This is a genomic window from Pseudodesulfovibrio portus, from assembly GCF_026000375.1.
GTDB classification, from domain to species: domain Bacteria; phylum Desulfobacterota; class Desulfovibrionia; order Desulfovibrionales; family Desulfovibrionaceae; genus Pseudodesulfovibrio; species Pseudodesulfovibrio portus.
The window spans coordinates 1775978-1793666 of the sequence record NZ_AP026708.1 but is presented as its reverse complement, the minus strand read 5'-3'; the positions used below and the strand labels follow the sequence as shown (position 1 = coordinate 1793666).

Genomic DNA, 17689 nt, shown 5'->3' with positions numbered 1-17689 from the left:
CTTCAGGGCATTCGGCAGCGGGAATCCGTTAATCTATCTCGTCCATATCCCAGGTTTTTCTGATGAACATGCCCGGTTTGATCTCGGGGTGGTCGCAGATGAGGATGCCCTTCTGTCCGGGATGGGAGACGTCGATGCCCACGCGCTGGTCGTTTTCCAGGCCGTAGTCTTCGGGGGAGATGCGGGGTCGGATGAGGCCGGGGATGAGCAGTTCCATGTCCCGGGAGGTGTCCCAGCGGGATTTTGTCTGGATGAGCCAGCGACCGGCGGCCAGGGCGGTGAGCACGCGGGCCAGGACCGGGCGTTTTTCGCCGGGCGCGGGCGGCTCGGCGATGGCTCCCCGGTTGTCCGGGTCGAAGAAGCCGGTGGTCAGGGGACGGGACGCGGCGTTGACCAGTTCGGACAGGTATTTTTCGGGCTGGAACCGGGAGTGGGCGATATCGTTGAGCGCGGTCCGGTAGCCGTCCACCACCTGGGCGAGGTAGGCCGAGCTTTTGGTCCTGCCCTCAAGCTTTACGGACGCCACCTTCATGCGCGACAGCCATTCCAGGTAGTGGAGCAGGCAGAGGTCTTCGGCGGCGAAGAATTTGGTCCAGCCGCCGGAGTCCAGCGCCATGGACAGGGCCGGGTCGGCAACGGGGCCGGGCGTGGGCTCGTCGTCGCCGAGCGGAGCAAAGGTGAAGTCTTCGTCCGGGGTGTCGAAGGTGAACTCGTCAGCCGCGTCCGTGCCGTATTCGCGGATTTCCCAGAGCGGTTGCCCGGGCCGGGTGCGTTCCTCGAAGGTGATGGCCGAGGGCCGGTATTCGTACCGGCAGGGGTGGGAGCATTCGCCGAGGTTGCCGGGCCGGTCGTTGAGCAGGGCGGACATGTAGCAGCGGCCGGACACGGCCATGCACATTGACCCGTGCACGAACACCTCGAGCTCCATGGTGGGCATCTGCTTGCGCACGGTCTTCAGCATCTCGACCAGTTCGCCGGACCGCAGTTCGCGGGCCACGTTGACGCGCTTGGCCCCGGCCTCGCGCCAGAACCGGACCGCTTCGCTGTTGGAGGTGTTGGCCTGGGTTGAGACGTGTACCGGGATGTCCGTCAGTTCGCGTCTGAGCAGCCGGATCACGCCGGGGTCGGCGGCGATGACGCCGTCGGGGCGCAGCTCGCCGAGCATGTCGATCTGCCTGTGCACCTCTTTCATGTGCGACTGGCGGGGGTAGACGTTGAGGGTGTAATACACCTTGACGTTCGCCTTGTGCGCCTTTTCGATGGCCTTTGCGAGGCCTTCCTTGTCGAACCCCCCGGCTCCGGCCCGGAGGTTCAACCCTTCGCCGCCCAGATACACGGCGTCCGCGCCGTAGAGGATGGCGGTCTCCAGTTTCTCCATGTCCCCTGCCGGGGCGAGCAACTCGGGTGTATACGGGCGAACGTCGGGCATGGCGGCAGACTATAACAAACCCTTGCGGATAGCCAAACAGAAAAACAGGGCTTTCCCGGCGGTCGGGACCGTGCTTCGGCGGCTAGACGGGCAGCCCCTTGGCCCGGCGGTTTTCTTTCATCTTTTCAAGGATTTCGTAGGGGACGTGGAGCGCACCCTTGCCCTTGCCCAGGGAGATCTTGGGTTTGTTGGTGCCGTGGAAGTCGGACCCGCCGGATTTGAGCAGTCCGAGGCGTTCGGCCATTTCGCCGTAGGCCTTGGTGTCGGCGTCCGAATGCTCGGAGTAGTAGACCTCGATGCCGTCCAGGCCGAGTCCCATCAGGTCCTTGACGACCCTTTCGGTCTCGGCATGATTGAGATTCAGGGCAAACGGGTGGGCCAGGATGGAGGTGGCCCCTATGTTGTTCAGGATGGGCAAGGCCTGTTCCGGGGTGAGCTTGCGTTTGGGCACGTAGGCGCGGCCGTGGTCGCCGAGCCAGACCTTGAAGGCCTCGTCGATGGACGAGACCACGCCCAGCGCCAGCAGCTCCTGGGCGAAGTGGGGACGGCCCACGGTTCCTTTGGCCCGGGCGGCGATGGCTTCGTAGGTGGTATTCACGCCAAGCTTGCGGAGCTTGTCCACGATCTCGTGGTTGCGGTTGGCCCGTCCCTCGATGACCCAATCCAGGGCTTTTTGGAGTTCCGGGGCCTCTTCGGGCAGCCACAGGCCGACCACGTGAATCCAGCCGGCGCCCTCGGGGGATTCCAGGCTGAGTTCGGTGCCGGGAATGACTTCGATGCCGTATTTTTCCCCTGCCGCCAGCGCCTCGGGGACGCCCTGGAAGGTGTCGTGGTCGGTGATGGCGATGGCGTCCAGGCCGGAATCCTTGGCCAGCTTGACCAGTTCGGTGGGGGACAGGGTGCCGTCGGAAGCGGTGGAATGGGTGTGAAGGTCTATGCTCATGGTATCAGGCCGTCCGGTTGGTTGCGGGTTCAGGGCTTGCCGAATCACGAAGGTACAGTTTCCGGGCCTTCCGGTAAAGGGGCGGTTGACCGGTGTGAGGGTTGGTTGTAGCCTGATTCACCCAAGGAGGGAACCAATGACCATGAAGAAAGAACTGCTGGATATTCTGGCCTGTCCCAAATGCAAGGGCAAGGTGGCCCTGAAGCCCGCCGGTGACGGCCTTGCCTGCCCGGCCTGCAAGGTGGTCTACCCGGTCAAGGACGACATCCCGGTCATGCTCACGGACCAGGCCGTCCCGGAAAAGGACTGGACCGGTTCGAAATAGCTGTTCGGCCAAGCTTGCACGCAATGCTCCGCACCCGAAAATCGGGTGCGGAGCATTTTTTTTCCACAGCGGTCTTGACGAGAAAAAAAACGTGTCTACCTTTTTGTCGAACAAGAGAAAAGGAGGTACCAGTCATGGTTATAGACTTCAATACGCTGTACAATTTCCCGTCAAGGCTCGACAGGGTATTCGAGGAATTTTTGCGTTCGCCCATGGGTGATGATCGCCGTCTGGCCTACCCTCCGCTCAATCTGAGCAGCGACGACGAACACATTTATGTGCGGGCGGAGATTCCCGGAATGTCCATCGACGACGTGGAGCTGACCCTGACGGACAAGACGCTGGTGCTCAAGGGCGAGCGCGGTGCACCTCAGGGAAAGTACTACCGGCAGGAGCGCCCCAGCGGCGTTTTCCACAGGGTTGTCAACATCGGCGTCCCGGTTGACAGGGACAAGGTTTCCGCCTCCATGAAGGACGGCGTTCTGACCGTGACCCTGCCCAAGTCCGAGGAGATCAAGCCGCGCACCATCAGCATCGACGTGGGTTAACCGGAGGGAGAAGCAATGAGTGAAATAGCCAAGACCAACGAAAAGAGTCTGCCCAAGTATCGTCCGGCCACGGACATCCTTGAGCGAGAGGATGGCTTCTACATCTACATCGACATGCCCGGCGTGAGGAAGGAGGACATGGTCATCGACCTGCAGGAGGACGAACTGACCGTGTCCGGCAAGACAACCCTTGCCCCGGCTGAGGGTGAAAAGTTCCTGGAAATGCAGTTCGGCGACTGCGAATACGTCCGGTCCATCTCCATCTCCGACATCGTGGACAGGGAGCGGATCAAGGCCAGCCTGGAGGGCGGCGTGCTCCAACTGCACCTGCCCAAGGTCGAAAAGGTCCAGCCCAAGCGGATATCCATCGCACAGGGGTAGCCGACGACTGTCAATAGAACCATTCCCTATATGAGAACACCCCCGGAGGCCTCGCCTTCGGGGGTGTTCTCATTTGCAAGGGCAAATCGTTTTTTCAGATGGCCCAGGTTTCCAGGTCGATGAGGCCGAGGCGGGCCGCATAACGCAGCAGTTCCACCGTGCTTTTCAGCTCGAGCTTCTTCATCAGGTTGGTGCGGTGGTTTTCCACGGTCTTCGGGCTGATGAAGAGTTGCTTGGCCACGTCCTTGGGGGAGAGCCCCTCGGCCAGCATGCGCATGACCTCCTGTTCGCGGGGGGTCAGGGAGGAATAGGGGTCGTTGGCCCCTTTCGGGGAATCCGAGTTGTTTTGCAGCAGCCGGAAGACCACCTCCTGGGACAGCGCGTTGTCCAGGAAGAGTTCGCCGGAAGCCACGGTGTCCAGCCCCTTGAGCAGTTGGGCGGCGGCGGACTCCTTGACCATGTAGCCGGTGGCCCCGGCCCTGAATGCTTCGACGATGTAGTCGGCTTCGGAATGCATGGATATGATGACGAAACGGGTGTCCGGCAGGGCCTCCTTGAGCTCGCGTATCATCTGGATGCCGCTTTTGTCGGGCATGGAGATGTCCACGAGCATGATGTCCGGGCGGTGTTTCCTGGCCATTTCCAGGCCTTCCCGGCCGCTTCCCGCTTCGGCGCAGACGGAGTATTTCTTGTCCCGGCTGACAATGGTCTTGAGCCCTTCCCTGAACAGGGGGTGGTCGTCCACGATCATGATTTCCATTAGTCGCGCCTCCTGGCGGTTTCTATGGGTATTTTAAAAAGTACCCTCGTGCCCGTTCCGGGCAGGGATTGAATTTCCAGTGTGCCGCCGACGAGGCGCGACCGCTCTTCCATGCTCCGCACGCCCATCCTCTTTTCCCTCACAGCCTGCTCCAGTCGTCGATTGAGGTCGAACCCGCAGCCGTTGTCCTCGATTCGGATGAGGATATCGGGGTGGCTGGCAACCATGCGGATGGTGGCCCTGGTGGCTTCGGCATGCCGGGTGATGTTGCGCACGGCCTCCTGAATCATGCGGTAGATGTTGATCTCCGCATCGAAGTCCATGGGGATATCCTCGATTCCCGTGGCAAAAAAGTCAACGTTGCAGCTGTGTTTGGAGGCCACGTCTTTGCAAAGATTTTTCAGCGCGCCCGCCAGTCCGAGCTGCTCCAGCGCGGGCGGGCGGAGGCCGTAGGCGATGTCCCGGACCGAGGCGATGGCCTTGTGCAGGATGTCGGTGACGTTTTTTCTCCTGCCCCGGAGCTCGTTGTTCACGTCTCCCTGGTCGTCAAACAGGGTTTCCATCTTGAGCATGATCGAGGAGAGGTCCTGGGCCACGTTGTCGTGCAGGTCGCGGGAAATGCGCTGCCGTTCGTCTTCCTGGATGCGGATGAGCTGTTGCGTCAGGGACAGGATGCGTTCCTGCGCCTTGCCCCGTTCCTCGGCCACGGCCTTGAGCCGGACGTTGGCTTCGGAGAGCTCGGCCGTGCGCTTCCTGATACGGTCTTCCATTTCCGCGTGGGCGCGGAGCAGTTCCGTTTCCAGGGTCTTGTGATGGGTGACGTCGGTGAGGATTTCCAGCCGGGCTTCATTCCCGTCCCACATGATCGGCCTGGCCGTTAGGGTCAGCCACCTCGTCGCGCCGCGTGAGGTCACGGCCCTGAGCGAGGCGAAGGCTTCATTCCTCGAGCCCGACAAAAGTCCTTCCAGCTGGGACAAAACCCGGTCCCTGTCCTCGGGGTGGATCGCCTTGATGAGGGTGGCCCTGTCCAGCTCCCTGATGTCCCGTTCGATAATCTCGGACATCCTTTCATTGATGTACTTGACTTCCTCCCCCTGGACCACGATCACGCCTTCCCGCGAGTTCTCGGCCAGGATGCGGTATCGCTCCTCGGAATCCATGAGGGCTTCTTCGGCCTTCTTCCTCGGGGTCACGTCCAGCAGCGAGACGATGACGCGGGAAAGGGAATCCGCGTATTCCGGCGGCACGAAAAAGTGGACCATCACCCAGATGGTCTCGCCGTCCAGGGTGCGGTGCGTGATCTCGCCGCAGTACTCGCACCCGCCCGAGGCGAGCAGGATCATTTCCTCGGTGAAGGCGGCCATGGAGCTTTCGGTCAGGACCTTTTCCAGGTTGCCGAAGAGCTCGTCCTTGTCCCGTGCGCCGAGCAGGTCCAGGGTGGCCTTGTTGACGTCCACCACCTTTACCAGCCCGGCACAGTGGGCCAGGGCGTCCGGATTGTCGTAGAAGAACTGCCGGAAGTTGGCGATCCCCCGGTCCTTGAGTTCGTCGAAATAGGCCTTGAGATCGGTCAGGTCCTCTTCCCACAGGGATATGGGCGCTTCTTCGAACAGGGCGCGGAACCGGCTCTCGCTCTCCCTGGCCGCCTCTTCGGCCATCCTCCTCTCGGTGATGTCCGTGGCGATGCCTTCGATGGCTATGGGATTGCCGTGCTCGTCCTTGTGCAGGACGACGCGCTGGCTGGCCCAGCGGATTTCCCCGGACTTATGGATGAACTGGAATTCATATACCGGGCGGACTTCCCCTCTGAGCAGCTCTCCCCATGTTTCCTGAAAGTAGCCCTTCCAGTCAGGATGGAAGATGTTCTTGATGAGTCGCGGATCGGCTTCGTATTCCTCCATGGTGTACCCGGAAAACCGTTCCACCGAGGGGCTCAGGTAGTCGTATGTTCCTTCGGGAATCCTGAGGCGGAAGAAGATGTCGCTGGTTGAGTTGGAGATGAAGTTGAGGCTCTTGCGCGCGGCGGCCAGGGCCTCTTCGGTCTTGTGTCGGTCCGTGATGTTCGTGATGATGCCCTCAACGGCGACCGGGTCCCCCTGATCGTCGAAGATGACCTTGATGCGCTGGTGAACCCATTTGCGGGTTCCGTCCCGGTGGATAAGGGGGAGTTCGTAATCATATCGGGAGATGCCCTGCCTGAGTTCCTGCCACCACTGGCCGATGGTGCCCCGCCAGGCATCGGGGAAAAGTCGGCGAAACAGCTTGGGCGTGTCGTAGAATTCCTGCGGGCGGTATCCGGTGATGGACTCGATGGCAGGGCTGATGTAGTCGCAACGGCCGTTGGACAGCCGGACGCGGAACAGGCAGTCGCTGGGGTTTTCGGCCAGGAAGCTGAAGTGGCGCTCGGTCTGGGTCAGGGTCTTGCGCATCCGCTCGAAATCCGTGGCGTCCCGCATGATCGAGATGACGTGTGTCAGCGCGGCGTCGTCGTCCAGGACCGGGGTGAAGCGGCCCCACACCTTGCGTGTTTCTCCGGCCAGGGTGCGGATGTCATAGGTGCCTTCCCAGGTCAGCCCTGCGGCCATGGCGGGCTGGATATCATCCGAGTACAGGGAGATGGTGTCCGCCGGGAGAGCGACCTCCTTGGGCGTGGTCAAGATGTACTCCAGGGTGTGGCCGTAAAAATCCCGGAACGCCTGGTTGGCGAAGAGCGGCGAGAGCCGGGAGTCCCGGATGGCCATGGCCACGCCCGAAGCGTCGAGCATCTGCTCGAAGAGGTGAGGGTTGACGTTTCCGCTTGAATCTGCGGCAAGCGGCCCGCCATGCGTGTTGCCTGTCGACTCTTTTTTCATTCCGGCCAGTGTGTTGGATATGCGGCAATGGGCGATTCAATATTGTGCCGAGCGTAGCGTATTTGCAACACAAATGGAAGGGAGGGCGGAGGGGCTACGGCTTCAGATTCCCGATCCAGGATACGGCCAGGGAGGCGTGGTTGTCGGCTACCTGTTCCACCCAGCCCGACTGGTCGCCTTCGGCTGAAAGCACTTCCTGGCTCGCCTTGAGCGGGGCCACGATGATGGTGAAGGGTTTCTTGTCCTTGTCGCGGAGTGCTTCCAGGGTGGCGATCAGTGAACGCCAACGGGCCGTATCCCTGCCGGTGATGAACCACAATACGGGCATGTCCAGCGCGGCCAGGGTTTCGTCGTCCGGCATGGCGTCGGGATTCAGGGAGTCGGAGATCAGGCAGACCACGAAAGGAGCCTTGGCCGGTGCCGCTGCGCGGAGGGCTGCGGGGACGCCCTGCCCGTTGCCCCAGAGGCCCACCCGGGCGGCGTCGAGCTGGCTCAGGCCGGCCATGTGGGCGCGGGCGGCCACGGCGTCTTCGATCAGGTCCGCTTCCGTGGCCGGTTTCGGGTCATCCCCCGAGCATCCCCTGGGGGTGAAGGACAGGGTGGCCAGGTTGAACATGGACAGGGAGCGGGTGAAACCCTGGACCAGTCCCCGGTCCACGCAGGCCGTACCGTGGACGACCACCACTCCCGGATGGCCGTCGCCGTAGGGCGGGCGGGTCAGCGAGCCGTCGATGTCGCCCGCCGGGCCGGGGAAGGAGGTGTCCTGTTCCCGGACGTGGACCTTGCGCGGGTAGTGGGCGATGCGGTCGTCGTCGGTCATCAGGATGAACCGCTCGATGCGGTCGTTCTTGGCCAGGAAGGTGACTGATCCCTGGACCGGTTCGTCGGCGTACAGGGAAGGGCCGATGGTGTAGACGTATTTGCCGAACGCCTGCTTGAGCCGACGCAGGGTCTTGTTCTTGGAATCGTAGATCAGGAACCGCCCGTACTGGGTGTCGCGGGCGTCGATGATGGAGATGGTCCGGTTGTCCTTGGTCTTGAAGTGGCCGGAGAACTCCTTTGACGAGTAGGAGAAGTAGTCGCCCATCATGGCCCGTCCGAACCGGGCCTCATGGCCGCGATGGACCGTGATGTCCTTGCGGACGACGATCTTTTTGGGCTTGCCGTCCTCGGCTAGCTCTTCCTCGGGCGGCAGGGTTTTCTGCGTGCTGATCTCCACGGCCTCGGGCTCTGGTTCTGGCTCGGCCAGGGGTTCCGGCTCCGGCGGCAGGGGCGGCGAGTCGTCCAGGACCACGGTCTTGTCCATGGGCAGGGGCGCGGCTGCCGGCAGTTCCTCGGCGGCCTCGGCCACGGGCTGCTCCATGGGGACCGGTTCCGGCACGGGCATGGGGATGATGGGCTCGGGCTCCTCCACCTGGGTCAGGTCCACTTCCAGGATTTTTTCCAGGAACAGGGGCTCCAGCTGCACGGAATGCAGCAGGAACAACGCCATGGCGACGTGCAGGAGGATGGAGAGGAGCCAGCTCAGCGCGTTTCGCATGGTCCGTTACTTCTTCTTGTCCTTTTCCTGCTCGGCCACGATGCCGAGCCGGTCGATGCCCGCAGACTTGATTTCGCCCATGACGCGGACCACCGTGCCGTAGGCGACCTCCTTGTCGGCGCGCAGGAACAGCTGCTTCTTCTGCTTGGCCACCAACTGCTTGAGGTGAGCCTGCAGCTCGTCCAGTCCCACCTGGTATTCGTCCAGGAACAGGGTGCCGTCCTTCTTCACCGACAGGATCAGATGCTCGGAATCCTGGGGCAGGTTCTTGACCGTCCGCGTGGTGGGCAAATCCACCTCCACGCCCTGGGTCATGAGCGGGGCCGTGACCATGAAGATGATCAGCAACACCAGCATCACGTCCACGAAAGGCGTGACGTTGATTTCGTTGAGGAAGCCGCCGCCGGTTTTTATGGCCATGGGCTAGTCCCCCTTGGAGGCCCAGGCGATCTCGCGCTCGGCGCGGTTCAGGAACGCGCCCGCGAAGTCCACCATGCCGGACTCCACCTCGTTCAGCTTGCCCAGGAAATAGTTGTAGAAAATCGTGGCCGGGATGGCGACCAGCAACCCGATGGCCGTGGCGATGAGCGCCTCGGAGATGCCCGGCGCCACCGTGGCCAGGGCCGCGCTCTGGGCCAGGCCGATGGAGTGGAAGGAGTGCATGATGCCCCAGACCGTGCCGAACAGGCCGATGAACGGGGCCGCGTTGGCGCAGGTGGCCAGAAAAGGCAGGTTGCGGGTCAGCACGCGCATCTCCTTGGAGATGCCCTGCTTGAGTACCCGCCGAAGCGTGTCCTTGACCAGAAGGCGTTTGCGCTCGCGGTTGACGTCCGCCTTCTCCAGCAGCCGGAATTCCTTCACGGCCAGGGAGGACACCCTGGACAGCGGGGAATTTTCCTTGTCGCCCAGCCCCTTGAGGCCGCTGGTCAGGTCCCCGGCGTCCATGAACGCCTCATACCCTGCCATGACCTTCTTGCGGGCCGAGCCGATGGAGAAAAACTTGAAGAAAATGATGGTCCAGCTCCACAGGGACATGCAGGCCAGGAAAAGCATCACCAGCTTCACGGCCAGGGTCGCTCCCATCAGCAGGGAAAGAATGTCGCTCTCGGGCAGAAAATTCATGATATCACCTGGTTGTTTTTTTGCGGTAGTTCGGGCGACCGGCGCCTTCCTTGATTCTGTAAACCCCGGCTGGCGAGAAAGCAAGGGCGTGGAAAAGAAAGGATGAACAGTCTTTTCACACGCTTGCAGTCCAATTTTGCCCGACGGGGGTGCCGGGAGCCGGGCAAGTGGTTTTATAACCGGCTGTTAATACTTGTACGCTGGGTTCATAGAGCGTAGGCATGTCAAATGGAGATACAATAGGCGCTATATCGAGCTTTGGAGTAATCGGTGAAAATATTGATCTTGGCAGGAAAGAGCGTGGATCTGGACGTCGCGGCGATGCTGTCCGGGGAGCATGAAGTCGTGGAGGTCCGTCTGTCCATGGTCTCCCGCGGTGTCAGGCGTCTGGAAAAGGAGAACGCGGACTGCGTCGTGCTGGTTCCCAACGATGACGATTCTTCATGGCCGCGGGCCATCACGCGCATTCGGGAAGAATACCGGCTCCATGTGATCATGCTCACCCAAGAAGAACCGTCCCAACGGAAGGCCCTGGAACTCGGTGCCCATGACTGTTTCGACTTCAATAAGGGGACAAGGGGGTGCCTGACCCGGAGCCTGCACCATCTGGAGGATATCCTCTGCCTGGAACACCGGCTCGTCGGGAATCGGGAGATGCTCGACTGGATGGAACGGACCGACAAGTTCGGCAGTTGGGAAATGGACGGCGAGGGACGGTTCAAGTGGTCCGAAGGGTTCCGCCGCGTATTGGGCAGGGAGAATATAGGCCTTGAGCGGGGTTTCAAGGACCTGCGCGAATTCGTGCACCCCGACGACCTGGATATCTTCGACAGGGCCAACGAGGCCACTTTCGACCAGGGGTGGCCGCTGGATTTCGAGTATCGGGTCCTGGCCGAGGGCGGCAAGGTGCGTCATCTGCACGTCAACCGCGAGGTGGAACTGGATTCCGGCGGCAACGTGGCCCGGGCATGGGGCATCGCGCGCGACGTCTCCCTGTACAAGGAATTTGAAGAGCTGCTTTCCCGGCGTGACTCCATCCTCCAGGTGCTGACCGTCTTTGCCAGCCGGTTCCTGCACCATTCGAACTGGGAAGAGGGGTTCGGAAGGGCTCTGGGCGAACTGGGCAAATCCACGGACGTCACCCGTGTGTATCTTTTCAACAAGACCGGCGAGCTGGAGGAAGGGGAGACCTTTGATCTGCAGTACGAATGGACGGCGGAAGGCATCGAGCCCATCCTGGCCGGGCCCGGGTTCCGGATCCAGGACCTTGCCGCCCGGTTCGCGGCGTGGCGGACGGCCCTGATCAGGGGAAAGGTGATCACCGGCCACACCAGGGATTTCCATAAGGATGAGCGGGAGATGTTCGAGGCCACCGGGGCCAAGTCCGTGATCATCGTGCCCGTCTTTGCCGGGGCGGCCTGGTGGGGATTTCTCGGTCTCTCGGAACATCGCCGCGAACGGGACTGGCTGCCGGTCGAGATCGAATCCCTGGTCCTGGCGGCCAACATTTTCGGCTCGGCCATTCATTACACGACCATGGCCGAGCAGCTCAGGGAGGCGAACAGGACTGCCGAGGAGGCGTCCTCGGCCGCCCTGGAGGCGAACATGGCCAAGTCCATGTTCCTGGCAAACATGAGCCACGAGATCAGGACTCCCATCAGCGGCATTCTGGGCATGGCGGAGATGCTTGTCACCACGGGCCTCAAGGAGGACCAGCGGGAGCACGTGGACATGATCCGCGACGCATCCAACGCCCTCCTCGAGATCGTCAACGACGTCCTCGACATTTCCAAGATCGAGGCGGGCAAGATGGAACTGCAGCCGGAGGACTTCGTTTTCCGCAAAGAGCTGAAGACCTGCGTCCGGTCCTTCGGCCCGCAGGCGTCGGCTGCGGGACTCGTCTTCCGCTACAGCGTGGCCGAGGACGTGCCGAAAATGGTGCGTGGCGACGCGGCCAAGCTGGGCCAGATACTGCGCAACCTCATCGGCAACGCGCTCAAGTTCACGGAGCACGGGCTTGTGGAGCTGAACGTCAGCATGTCCAAGCGGGAGGGGGATCGTTTCTGTCTGCTTTTCCGGGTCAGCGACACGGGCGAGGGTATTGCCGCAGACAAGCTCGACTCCATTTTCGACGAGTTCATCCAGGCGGACTGCTCGCTCCGCAAAAAGCACAAGGGCACCGGACTGGGCCTGGCCATCAGCCGTGAGCTGGTCCACATGATGGGCGGCGAGATCGGCGTGGAGAGCGAACCGGGCCACGGCAGCACGTTCCATTTCACGGCCTGGTTCGATCGGACCCAGGCCGGGGAACCCGTGGCCGAGGAGAAAAGGGGCCGGGCGCCGGAGGCCCTGCACCTGCAAATCCTGTTGGCCGAAGACAATCCCATGAACCGGAAATACCTGACGCATTTCCTGACCATGTTCGGCCACACCATAGTCACGGCGGAGAACGGCATCGAGACCCTGGACATTCTCAAGTCCCAGGGCCGGGAGATCGACCTCGTGCTCATGGATATCCAGATGCCCGAGATGAGCGGCATCGAGGCCACCCGCGCCATCCGCGAGTCCGACGGCAGGCTCTTCGACCGGTCCGTCCCGGTCATCGCCCTGACCGCATATGCCATGAAGGGCGACCGTGAGCGGATGATCAATGCGGGCATGGACGACTACGTGAGCAAGCCCGTGGACATGCAGGAGCTGTCTGCGGTCATTGTCCGGAGCATGGCCGCCAGGAAGGGGGAGCGCGGCAAGCCCCTGGCTGCGCCGCCGCCCGCCGAGCCGCCCGCCGAGCCGCTCGATATGGACGCGCTCATGCAGCGGTTCCAGGGGAACACGGAACTGTTCAAGGATATTCTGGACCTGTTTCTCGTCGAGGCGTTCGACAAGATCGCGAAACTCGACAAAAGCGTCGAGGATCTGGATGCCAAGGAAGTGGGGGCCGCCCTGCACTCCATCACCAATATCGCCAGCCACGTGTTGGCCATGGACGTGGTCCGGCGGTCGAGGGATTTGGAAAAGCGGTGCTATCTCGGTGAGTTGGAATTGGTGATCGAAGAGGTCGGGGGGCTGAAGTCCCGGCTTCTTGAGTTGGTGCGGGCAGTGGAGGCCGAAGTGGTGAAACTGTGATCCCCGTTGCTTTTTGGGTTGCGAGTGGGTACGTAATGCGGACAACTTGCCGACCGGCAATTCGAGGAGCAGGAGGTGTAGGATGCTGGTCAGAGACTGGATGACCGTCAATGTCATGTCCCTGGGCGTCAATTCGTCGGTGCTGGACGCCGCCGAGATACTGCGGGAAAAGAATATCCGGCAGTTTCCGGTCATCGACGGCGACGGCAAGCTGGTGGGCATCGTCTCCGACCGCGATGTTCGCGACGCCATGCCGTCCAAGTTCATTCCCGGGGACTTCGCTTCCGAAAAGGGCGGCGGCCTGTATACTCTTACGGCCGGGGACATCATGACCCTGGAACCCATTTCCGTTGCCTCGGACACGGCCATGACCGAAGTTGCCGAAATCCTGGTCAAGCACAAGGTCGGGGGATTGCCCGTGGTGGACTCCGGTCAGCTGGTCGGCATCATTACCCAGGCCGACGTGCTCCGTTTCCTGTGTACGGCCTCGGGTTCGGCCCGTGGCGGAGCCCAGTTTGCCGTCCGCATGGACGGCCGTCCCGGGCTCCTGCCCGCCCTGCTCTGCGATCTCAAGGAGTTGGGTGTGATCTTCACCAGCGTGTTCACTGCCCATGACCCCACGCAGACGGGGTTCAGCAACGCCTACGTCACGGTGGAGGACATGGGCGACCTTTCCGTCGAAGAGGTGGTCGGGAGGCTTCAGGAGAAATACGAACTGCTCTTCTATCTCAACGAAGGCGTGACGGTTGATCTGATGTAGCCCGACACAGGCAAAAAGGGCCCGCCGGATCACTCCGGCGGGCCCTTTTTGCCTGGCTGCGGGCTAATCCAAGGCCTTTTTTACCGAATCCACCAGCTTCCTGGTGTCGATGGGTTTGGTGAAGGTGTCCACCACGTCGAAGACCTTGGCCAGCTCGACGATGGCCTCCGGGTTGAAGGCTTCGCCCCCGGAGATGGCGATGAACTTGTGAGAACTGTCGGATTTGATCAGCTCGCCCATGACTTGCAGCCCGCCCTTCTTGGGCAGGAAAATGTCGATGATGGAGAGATCGATGGCGTTGTCGCGGCATATGTGGACGGCCTCTTCTCCATCTGCGGCCTCAATCACATTGTAGCCCTCCGCCTCAAGCACGGACTTCAGGAGTTCGCGAATCATGGGGGCGTCATCCACAACCAAAATCGTCTTCATGAACCAACTCCTTCCCGCGTCAGGGGGTTTCCGGTTTATCGCCCAATTCTTTTGTAACGTACTTTAGCGCGTATTCCGTTTCGCATTCAAGGATTTTAAGTTCCTTGCCGGCAGTGGAAACATCTTTCTGCTTGCACAGGTATTCGAGCTGTTCTGCGATGGCCCCGGTGCGCAGGGCGCCCACCGTGCGCGCCGCGCCCTTGATGGAATGGGCCAGCCGACGCGCCGTATCCCAATCATGTGTTTCCAGCGATTCGGTGAGTTGCTTCAGGTCCTCGGGAACGTCCCGGATGAAGATTTCATCCATGCGCCTCAGGAGGGCCTCGCGACCGCCGAGCATGTCCAGGGCGGATTGCCGGTCGAAAAGAGTGCTGCCGCCCGTCTGCGCCGGCTTGGCGGAAGCCCCCGTCGACGGTGCGGGCGGGGCTCCGGCCGCTGCGCGGGCGATGGTGTCGTAGAAGCCCCGCATGGTGATGGGCTTGGAAATGTAATCGTTCATCCCGGCTTCCAGGAACCGCTCACGGTCCCCCTTGAGGGCGTGGGCGGTCAGGGCGATGATCGGGATGTCCGGGTCGAGGACGCCGGAGTTGGGGTCGCGGATGGCCCGTGTGGCCGAGATGCCGTCCATGACCGGCATCTGCACGTCCATGAGCACCATGTCGAAATGTCTCTCTTTGAGCGCGTCCAGGGCCTTGACGCCGTTGGTCACGTCCAGGACTTCGTGCCCCTGTTCCGTGAGGAGGGTGGTGGCCAGCTCCCTGTTCAAGGCGTTGTCGTCCGCGAGCAGGACCTTGAGCCGGGGCATGTCGGGTATGTTTCTGGATGCGAAACGGACCATCTCGGCTTCCACCTTGTCCGCATCGCCGACCTTGAGTCGGGCCGAGAACCGGAAGGTGGACCCCTTGCCCTCCTCGCTTTCCAGGCCGATTTCGCCGCCCATGAGTTCCACCAGCAGCGTGCAGATGGTCAGGCCCAGTCCTGTGCCGCCGTGTTTCCGGGTGATGGAGTCGTCCGCCTGGAGAAAGGATTCGAAAACGTCTTTCTGCTTATCCTCGGCAATGCCCACACCCGTGTCGCTGACGCTGAACAGGAGCTTGACCGGGGCTTCGGGGACCACATCCTCCGGGCCTTCCACCAGGGACACCCGGACGTCCACTCCTCCGGTCTCGGTGAACTTGATGGCATTGCTGACCAGGTTGATGAGAATCTGGCCCAGGCGGGAGGGGTCGCCCATCAGCACCTGGGGCACGTCGTCGTCCACGGAGAAGGTCAGGTCGAGTCCCTTCTTCCCGGCCGGGAGCATGTACAGGTCCAGGGTGGCTTCCATGGTCCGTCGGATGTCGAAGTCTATCGCTTCCAGGGCCAGCTTGTGCGCTTCGATCTTGGAGAAGTCCAGGATGTCGTTGATGATGGCCAGGAGGGAGTTGCCCGCATCCATGATCCGGCCGAGGTAGTGGTTCTTCCTGTCGGGATCGGTCACCGACATGGCCAGTTCCGCCATGCCGAGCACGGCGTTGAGCGGGGTGCGTATCTCGTGGCTCATGTTGGCCAGGAACGATGATTTCGCCCGGGTGGCCTCGTCCGCCTTTTTCATGGCATTGACCAGGCGCACGGATTTGTTGGTCAGCTTCAGATTGGCCTGTTCCAGTTCCTCGGTGCGCTGGCGGACGCGCTCTTCCAATTTGTCCCGGGCCTGTTTCAGGGCGTCTTCGGCCTTTTGCCTGGCCGTGATGTCGATGCCCAGGACCATGATCATCCGTTCCCCGGCGGAGTCGGTCATGGGGCTGCACTGGAGGTGGAAGGTCCTGCCCTGGGCGTCCGTCCAGTCCCATTCCAGGGCGCGGTCCGTTTTCATGGACTCCATGGGCGGGCAGGCCTCGCAGGAAAGGTCGGAGCAATTGAGGGCTTCGCGGCAGGTCTTGTCCCTCGGGCTGCCGAAGTAGCGCCGGAAATAGCGGTTGGCGTAGCGGATGGTGTTGTCGGGATAGAGGTGGTAGACGATTCCGGGCAGGGACTCCATGAAGAAGATCTGGCGCTGTTGCTCCCGCCGCAGGTCTTCGTCCGTTCTCCTCAGCTTGGTCAGGTCCAGGGTGTGCACCGCCAGCCGGGCCACCTCTCCCCAGGGGTTGGCTACCGGGACGATGGAATGGACCAGGGAGCGCCCGTCTATCTCCTCCTCGAACCGAACCGCGCGCACGTCCCGGATGGCCTCGGCGATCTTGGCCCGGCGGGAGTCGGCGGCATCTTGGGGCAGGAGGTCGTAAATGTTGTATTGCTGCAGCGTGTCGTTGGATTTCAGGTCGAACAGGCTGGCCGCCGCCTTGTTGGCGGCCAGGACGTATCCGCTGACGTCCATGACAAAGGCGGATTCCATGGAAGAGTCCATGAGCGCTCTGGATGTTTCGTCCAATGCGACATAGGATGTGGGCCGTGCCGGTTTTTTCTTGATCGTCATGGTGTCCGCGCCTGGAATTGCCCGGCATCACGACCGGGGCTGGCTTACTAGTTGAAAAGTGTAGAAAATCCCCGTCCGGGGGTCAATGGCAAAGAGGAAAAATCGGCAAAGGGCCGTTTTGGCGGTTCGGCCGAGGGAGCGCGTTTTTGGACCACAGGGGAATGATCATACGTCCGCCGAGCGAGGCCGGGTCCATCCTGCTGCAGGTGACCCTCGGTTGTTCGCACGGCAAGTGCGCGTTCTGCGGCGCCTACCTGGACAAGCGGTTCGCCATCAAGGATCGGGAAACGGTCATGGCCGACATAGAGTTCGCGGCCCGCAACTGCGTGGGGCAGCGGCGGGTCTTCCTGTGCGACGGCGACGCCATGATCCTGCCGCAGCCAAAGCTCGTCGACATCCTCGAACGGGTCCGGGACCGCCTTCCGTGGGTGACCCGCGTGGGCACCTACGCCAACGCAAAGAGTCTGGCGCGCAAGTCCGACGTCGAGCTCAGGGACCTGCGGGAGCTGGGGCTGGGGATCGTGTACATGGGGCTGGAGTCCGGGGACGACGAGATCTTGCGGTCCATGGGCAAGAACGGCGACAGCGCCTTCATCGTTCGGCAGGGGCACCGCGTGCGCGACGCCGGGCTCAAGCTCAACGTCACGGTCATCAACGGGTTGGGCGGGACCGCACGGTCCATGGAACACGCCCGGGCAACCGCCGCAGCCCTGAATTCCATGGACCCGGAACAGGTCGGGGCGCTCAGCCTGATGCTGGTCCCGGGCACTCCCCTGCACGACCGCCGTGAGCGCGGTGAGTTCGAGCTGCTCGACGCGCCGGGGCTGCTGGCGGAAATCCGGGAGATGCTCTCCGGTCTGCACCTGACGCGCGGCCTGTTCCTGGCCAACCACGCCTCCAACTATCTGCCCCTCAAGGTCCGGCTGCCGTCGGGCAAGGACCGGGCCCTGGCCGAGATCGACGCCGCCCTGGCCGGGCACGCTCCGCTCAAGGCGGAGTCGGCCCGCCGCCTGTGAGCC

15 protein-coding genes are annotated in these 17689 nt (G+C 62.2%); 6 read left to right on the top strand and 9 right to left on the bottom strand.

From position 1 onward, the window contains the following. Positions 1-28: 28 nt before the first annotated feature. Positions 29-1429, bottom strand: coding sequence for a peptidase U32 family protein (locus tag OO730_RS08650; RefSeq protein WP_264981037.1), 1401 nt, complete (start codon positions 1427-1429; stop codon positions 29-31). 82 nt (positions 1430-1511) lie between these two features. Then, the gene (locus OO730_RS08645; RefSeq protein ID WP_264981036.1) at positions 1512-2372 is read right to left on the bottom strand and encodes a PHP domain-containing protein; all 861 of its coding nucleotides are present in this window, start codon (positions 2370-2372) and stop codon (positions 1512-1514) included. Positions 2373-2508: 136 nt separating this feature from the next. Here OO730_RS08645 and OO730_RS08640 point away from each other — a divergent pair, with 136 nt between their 5' ends. The 3 genes from OO730_RS08640 to OO730_RS08630 all read left to right on the top strand — a co-directional run bounded on the left by OO730_RS08640 (position 2509) and on the right by OO730_RS08630 (position 3626). After that, positions 2509-2697 carry a Trm112 family protein gene (locus OO730_RS08640; RefSeq protein ID WP_264981035.1) on the top strand — a complete coding sequence of 63 codons (189 nt, stop codon included), beginning with the start codon at positions 2509-2511 and terminating at the stop codon, positions 2695-2697. Between the two features lie 134 nt (positions 2698-2831). Next, complete coding sequence (locus OO730_RS08635; RefSeq protein ID WP_264981034.1) at positions 2832-3245, top strand: Hsp20/alpha crystallin family protein; 414 nt, start codon at positions 2832-2834, stop codon at positions 3243-3245. Between the two features lie 15 nt (positions 3246-3260). Then, positions 3261-3626, top strand: coding sequence for an Hsp20/alpha crystallin family protein (locus tag OO730_RS08630; RefSeq protein WP_264981033.1), 366 nt, complete (start codon positions 3261-3263; stop codon positions 3624-3626). A gap of 94 nt (positions 3627-3720) precedes the next feature. Here the strand turns inward: OO730_RS08630 and OO730_RS08625 are convergent, their stop codons facing one another. From OO730_RS08625 to OO730_RS08605, 5 genes are all read right to left on the bottom strand, one after another. Next, the gene (locus OO730_RS08625; RefSeq protein WP_264981032.1) at positions 3721-4386 is read right to left on the bottom strand and encodes a response regulator; all 666 of its coding nucleotides are present in this window, start codon (positions 4384-4386) and stop codon (positions 3721-3723) included. After that, positions 4386-7238, bottom strand: a complete 2853-nt coding sequence (locus tag OO730_RS08620; RefSeq protein ID WP_264981031.1) for a PAS domain-containing sensor histidine kinase — start codon at positions 7236-7238, stop codon at positions 4386-4388. Before OO730_RS08620 ends, OO730_RS08625 begins: the two co-directional genes overlap by 1 nt. 94 nt (positions 7239-7332) lie before the next feature. Continuing rightward, positions 7333-8778 (bottom strand): alpha/beta hydrolase family protein, encoded by a 1446-nt coding sequence (locus tag OO730_RS08615; RefSeq protein WP_264981030.1) that lies wholly within the window; start codon positions 8776-8778, stop codon positions 7333-7335. Positions 8779-8784: 6 nt separating this feature from the next. Continuing rightward, positions 8785-9198 carry a protein TolR gene (gene tolR / locus OO730_RS08610; RefSeq protein WP_264981029.1) on the bottom strand — a complete coding sequence of 138 codons (414 nt, stop codon included), beginning with the start codon at positions 9196-9198 and terminating at the stop codon, positions 8785-8787. Between the two features lie 3 nt (positions 9199-9201). Beyond that, positions 9202-9900: a MotA/TolQ/ExbB proton channel family protein gene (locus OO730_RS08605; protein ID WP_264981028.1), complete on the bottom strand. Its 699-nt coding sequence runs from the start codon at positions 9898-9900 to the stop codon at positions 9202-9204. A gap of 270 nt (positions 9901-10170) precedes the next feature. Between OO730_RS08605 and OO730_RS08600 the strand changes: the two genes are divergently transcribed. Both OO730_RS08600 and OO730_RS08595 read left to right on the top strand, forming a co-directional pair. Next, a complete protein-coding gene (locus OO730_RS08600; RefSeq protein ID WP_264981027.1) occupies positions 10171-13026 on the top strand; it encodes a response regulator in 2856 nt (951 codons plus the stop codon). Positions 13027-13108: 82 nt separating this feature from the next. Then, positions 13109-13786 (top strand): CBS domain-containing protein, encoded by a 678-nt coding sequence (locus OO730_RS08595; RefSeq protein WP_264981026.1) that lies wholly within the window; start codon positions 13109-13111, stop codon positions 13784-13786. 63 nt (positions 13787-13849) lie between these two features. Here OO730_RS08595 and OO730_RS08590 read toward each other — a convergent pair whose 3' ends face one another. Then, complete coding sequence (locus tag OO730_RS08590) at positions 13850-14215, bottom strand: response regulator (RefSeq protein WP_264981025.1); 366 nt, start codon at positions 14213-14215, stop codon at positions 13850-13852. 19 nt (positions 14216-14234) lie between these two features. Beyond that, on the bottom strand, positions 14235-16670 hold the full coding sequence (locus OO730_RS08585) for a PAS domain-containing hybrid sensor histidine kinase/response regulator (protein ID WP_264981024.1): 2436 nt from the start codon (positions 16668-16670) through the stop codon (positions 14235-14237). A gap of 161 nt (positions 16671-16831) precedes the next feature. Between OO730_RS08585 and OO730_RS08580 the strand changes: the two genes are divergently transcribed. After that, positions 16832-17686, top strand: coding sequence for a radical SAM protein (locus tag OO730_RS08580; protein ID WP_264981023.1), 855 nt, complete (start codon positions 16832-16834; stop codon positions 17684-17686). The last annotated feature ends 3 nt before the right edge of the window (positions 17687-17689 follow it).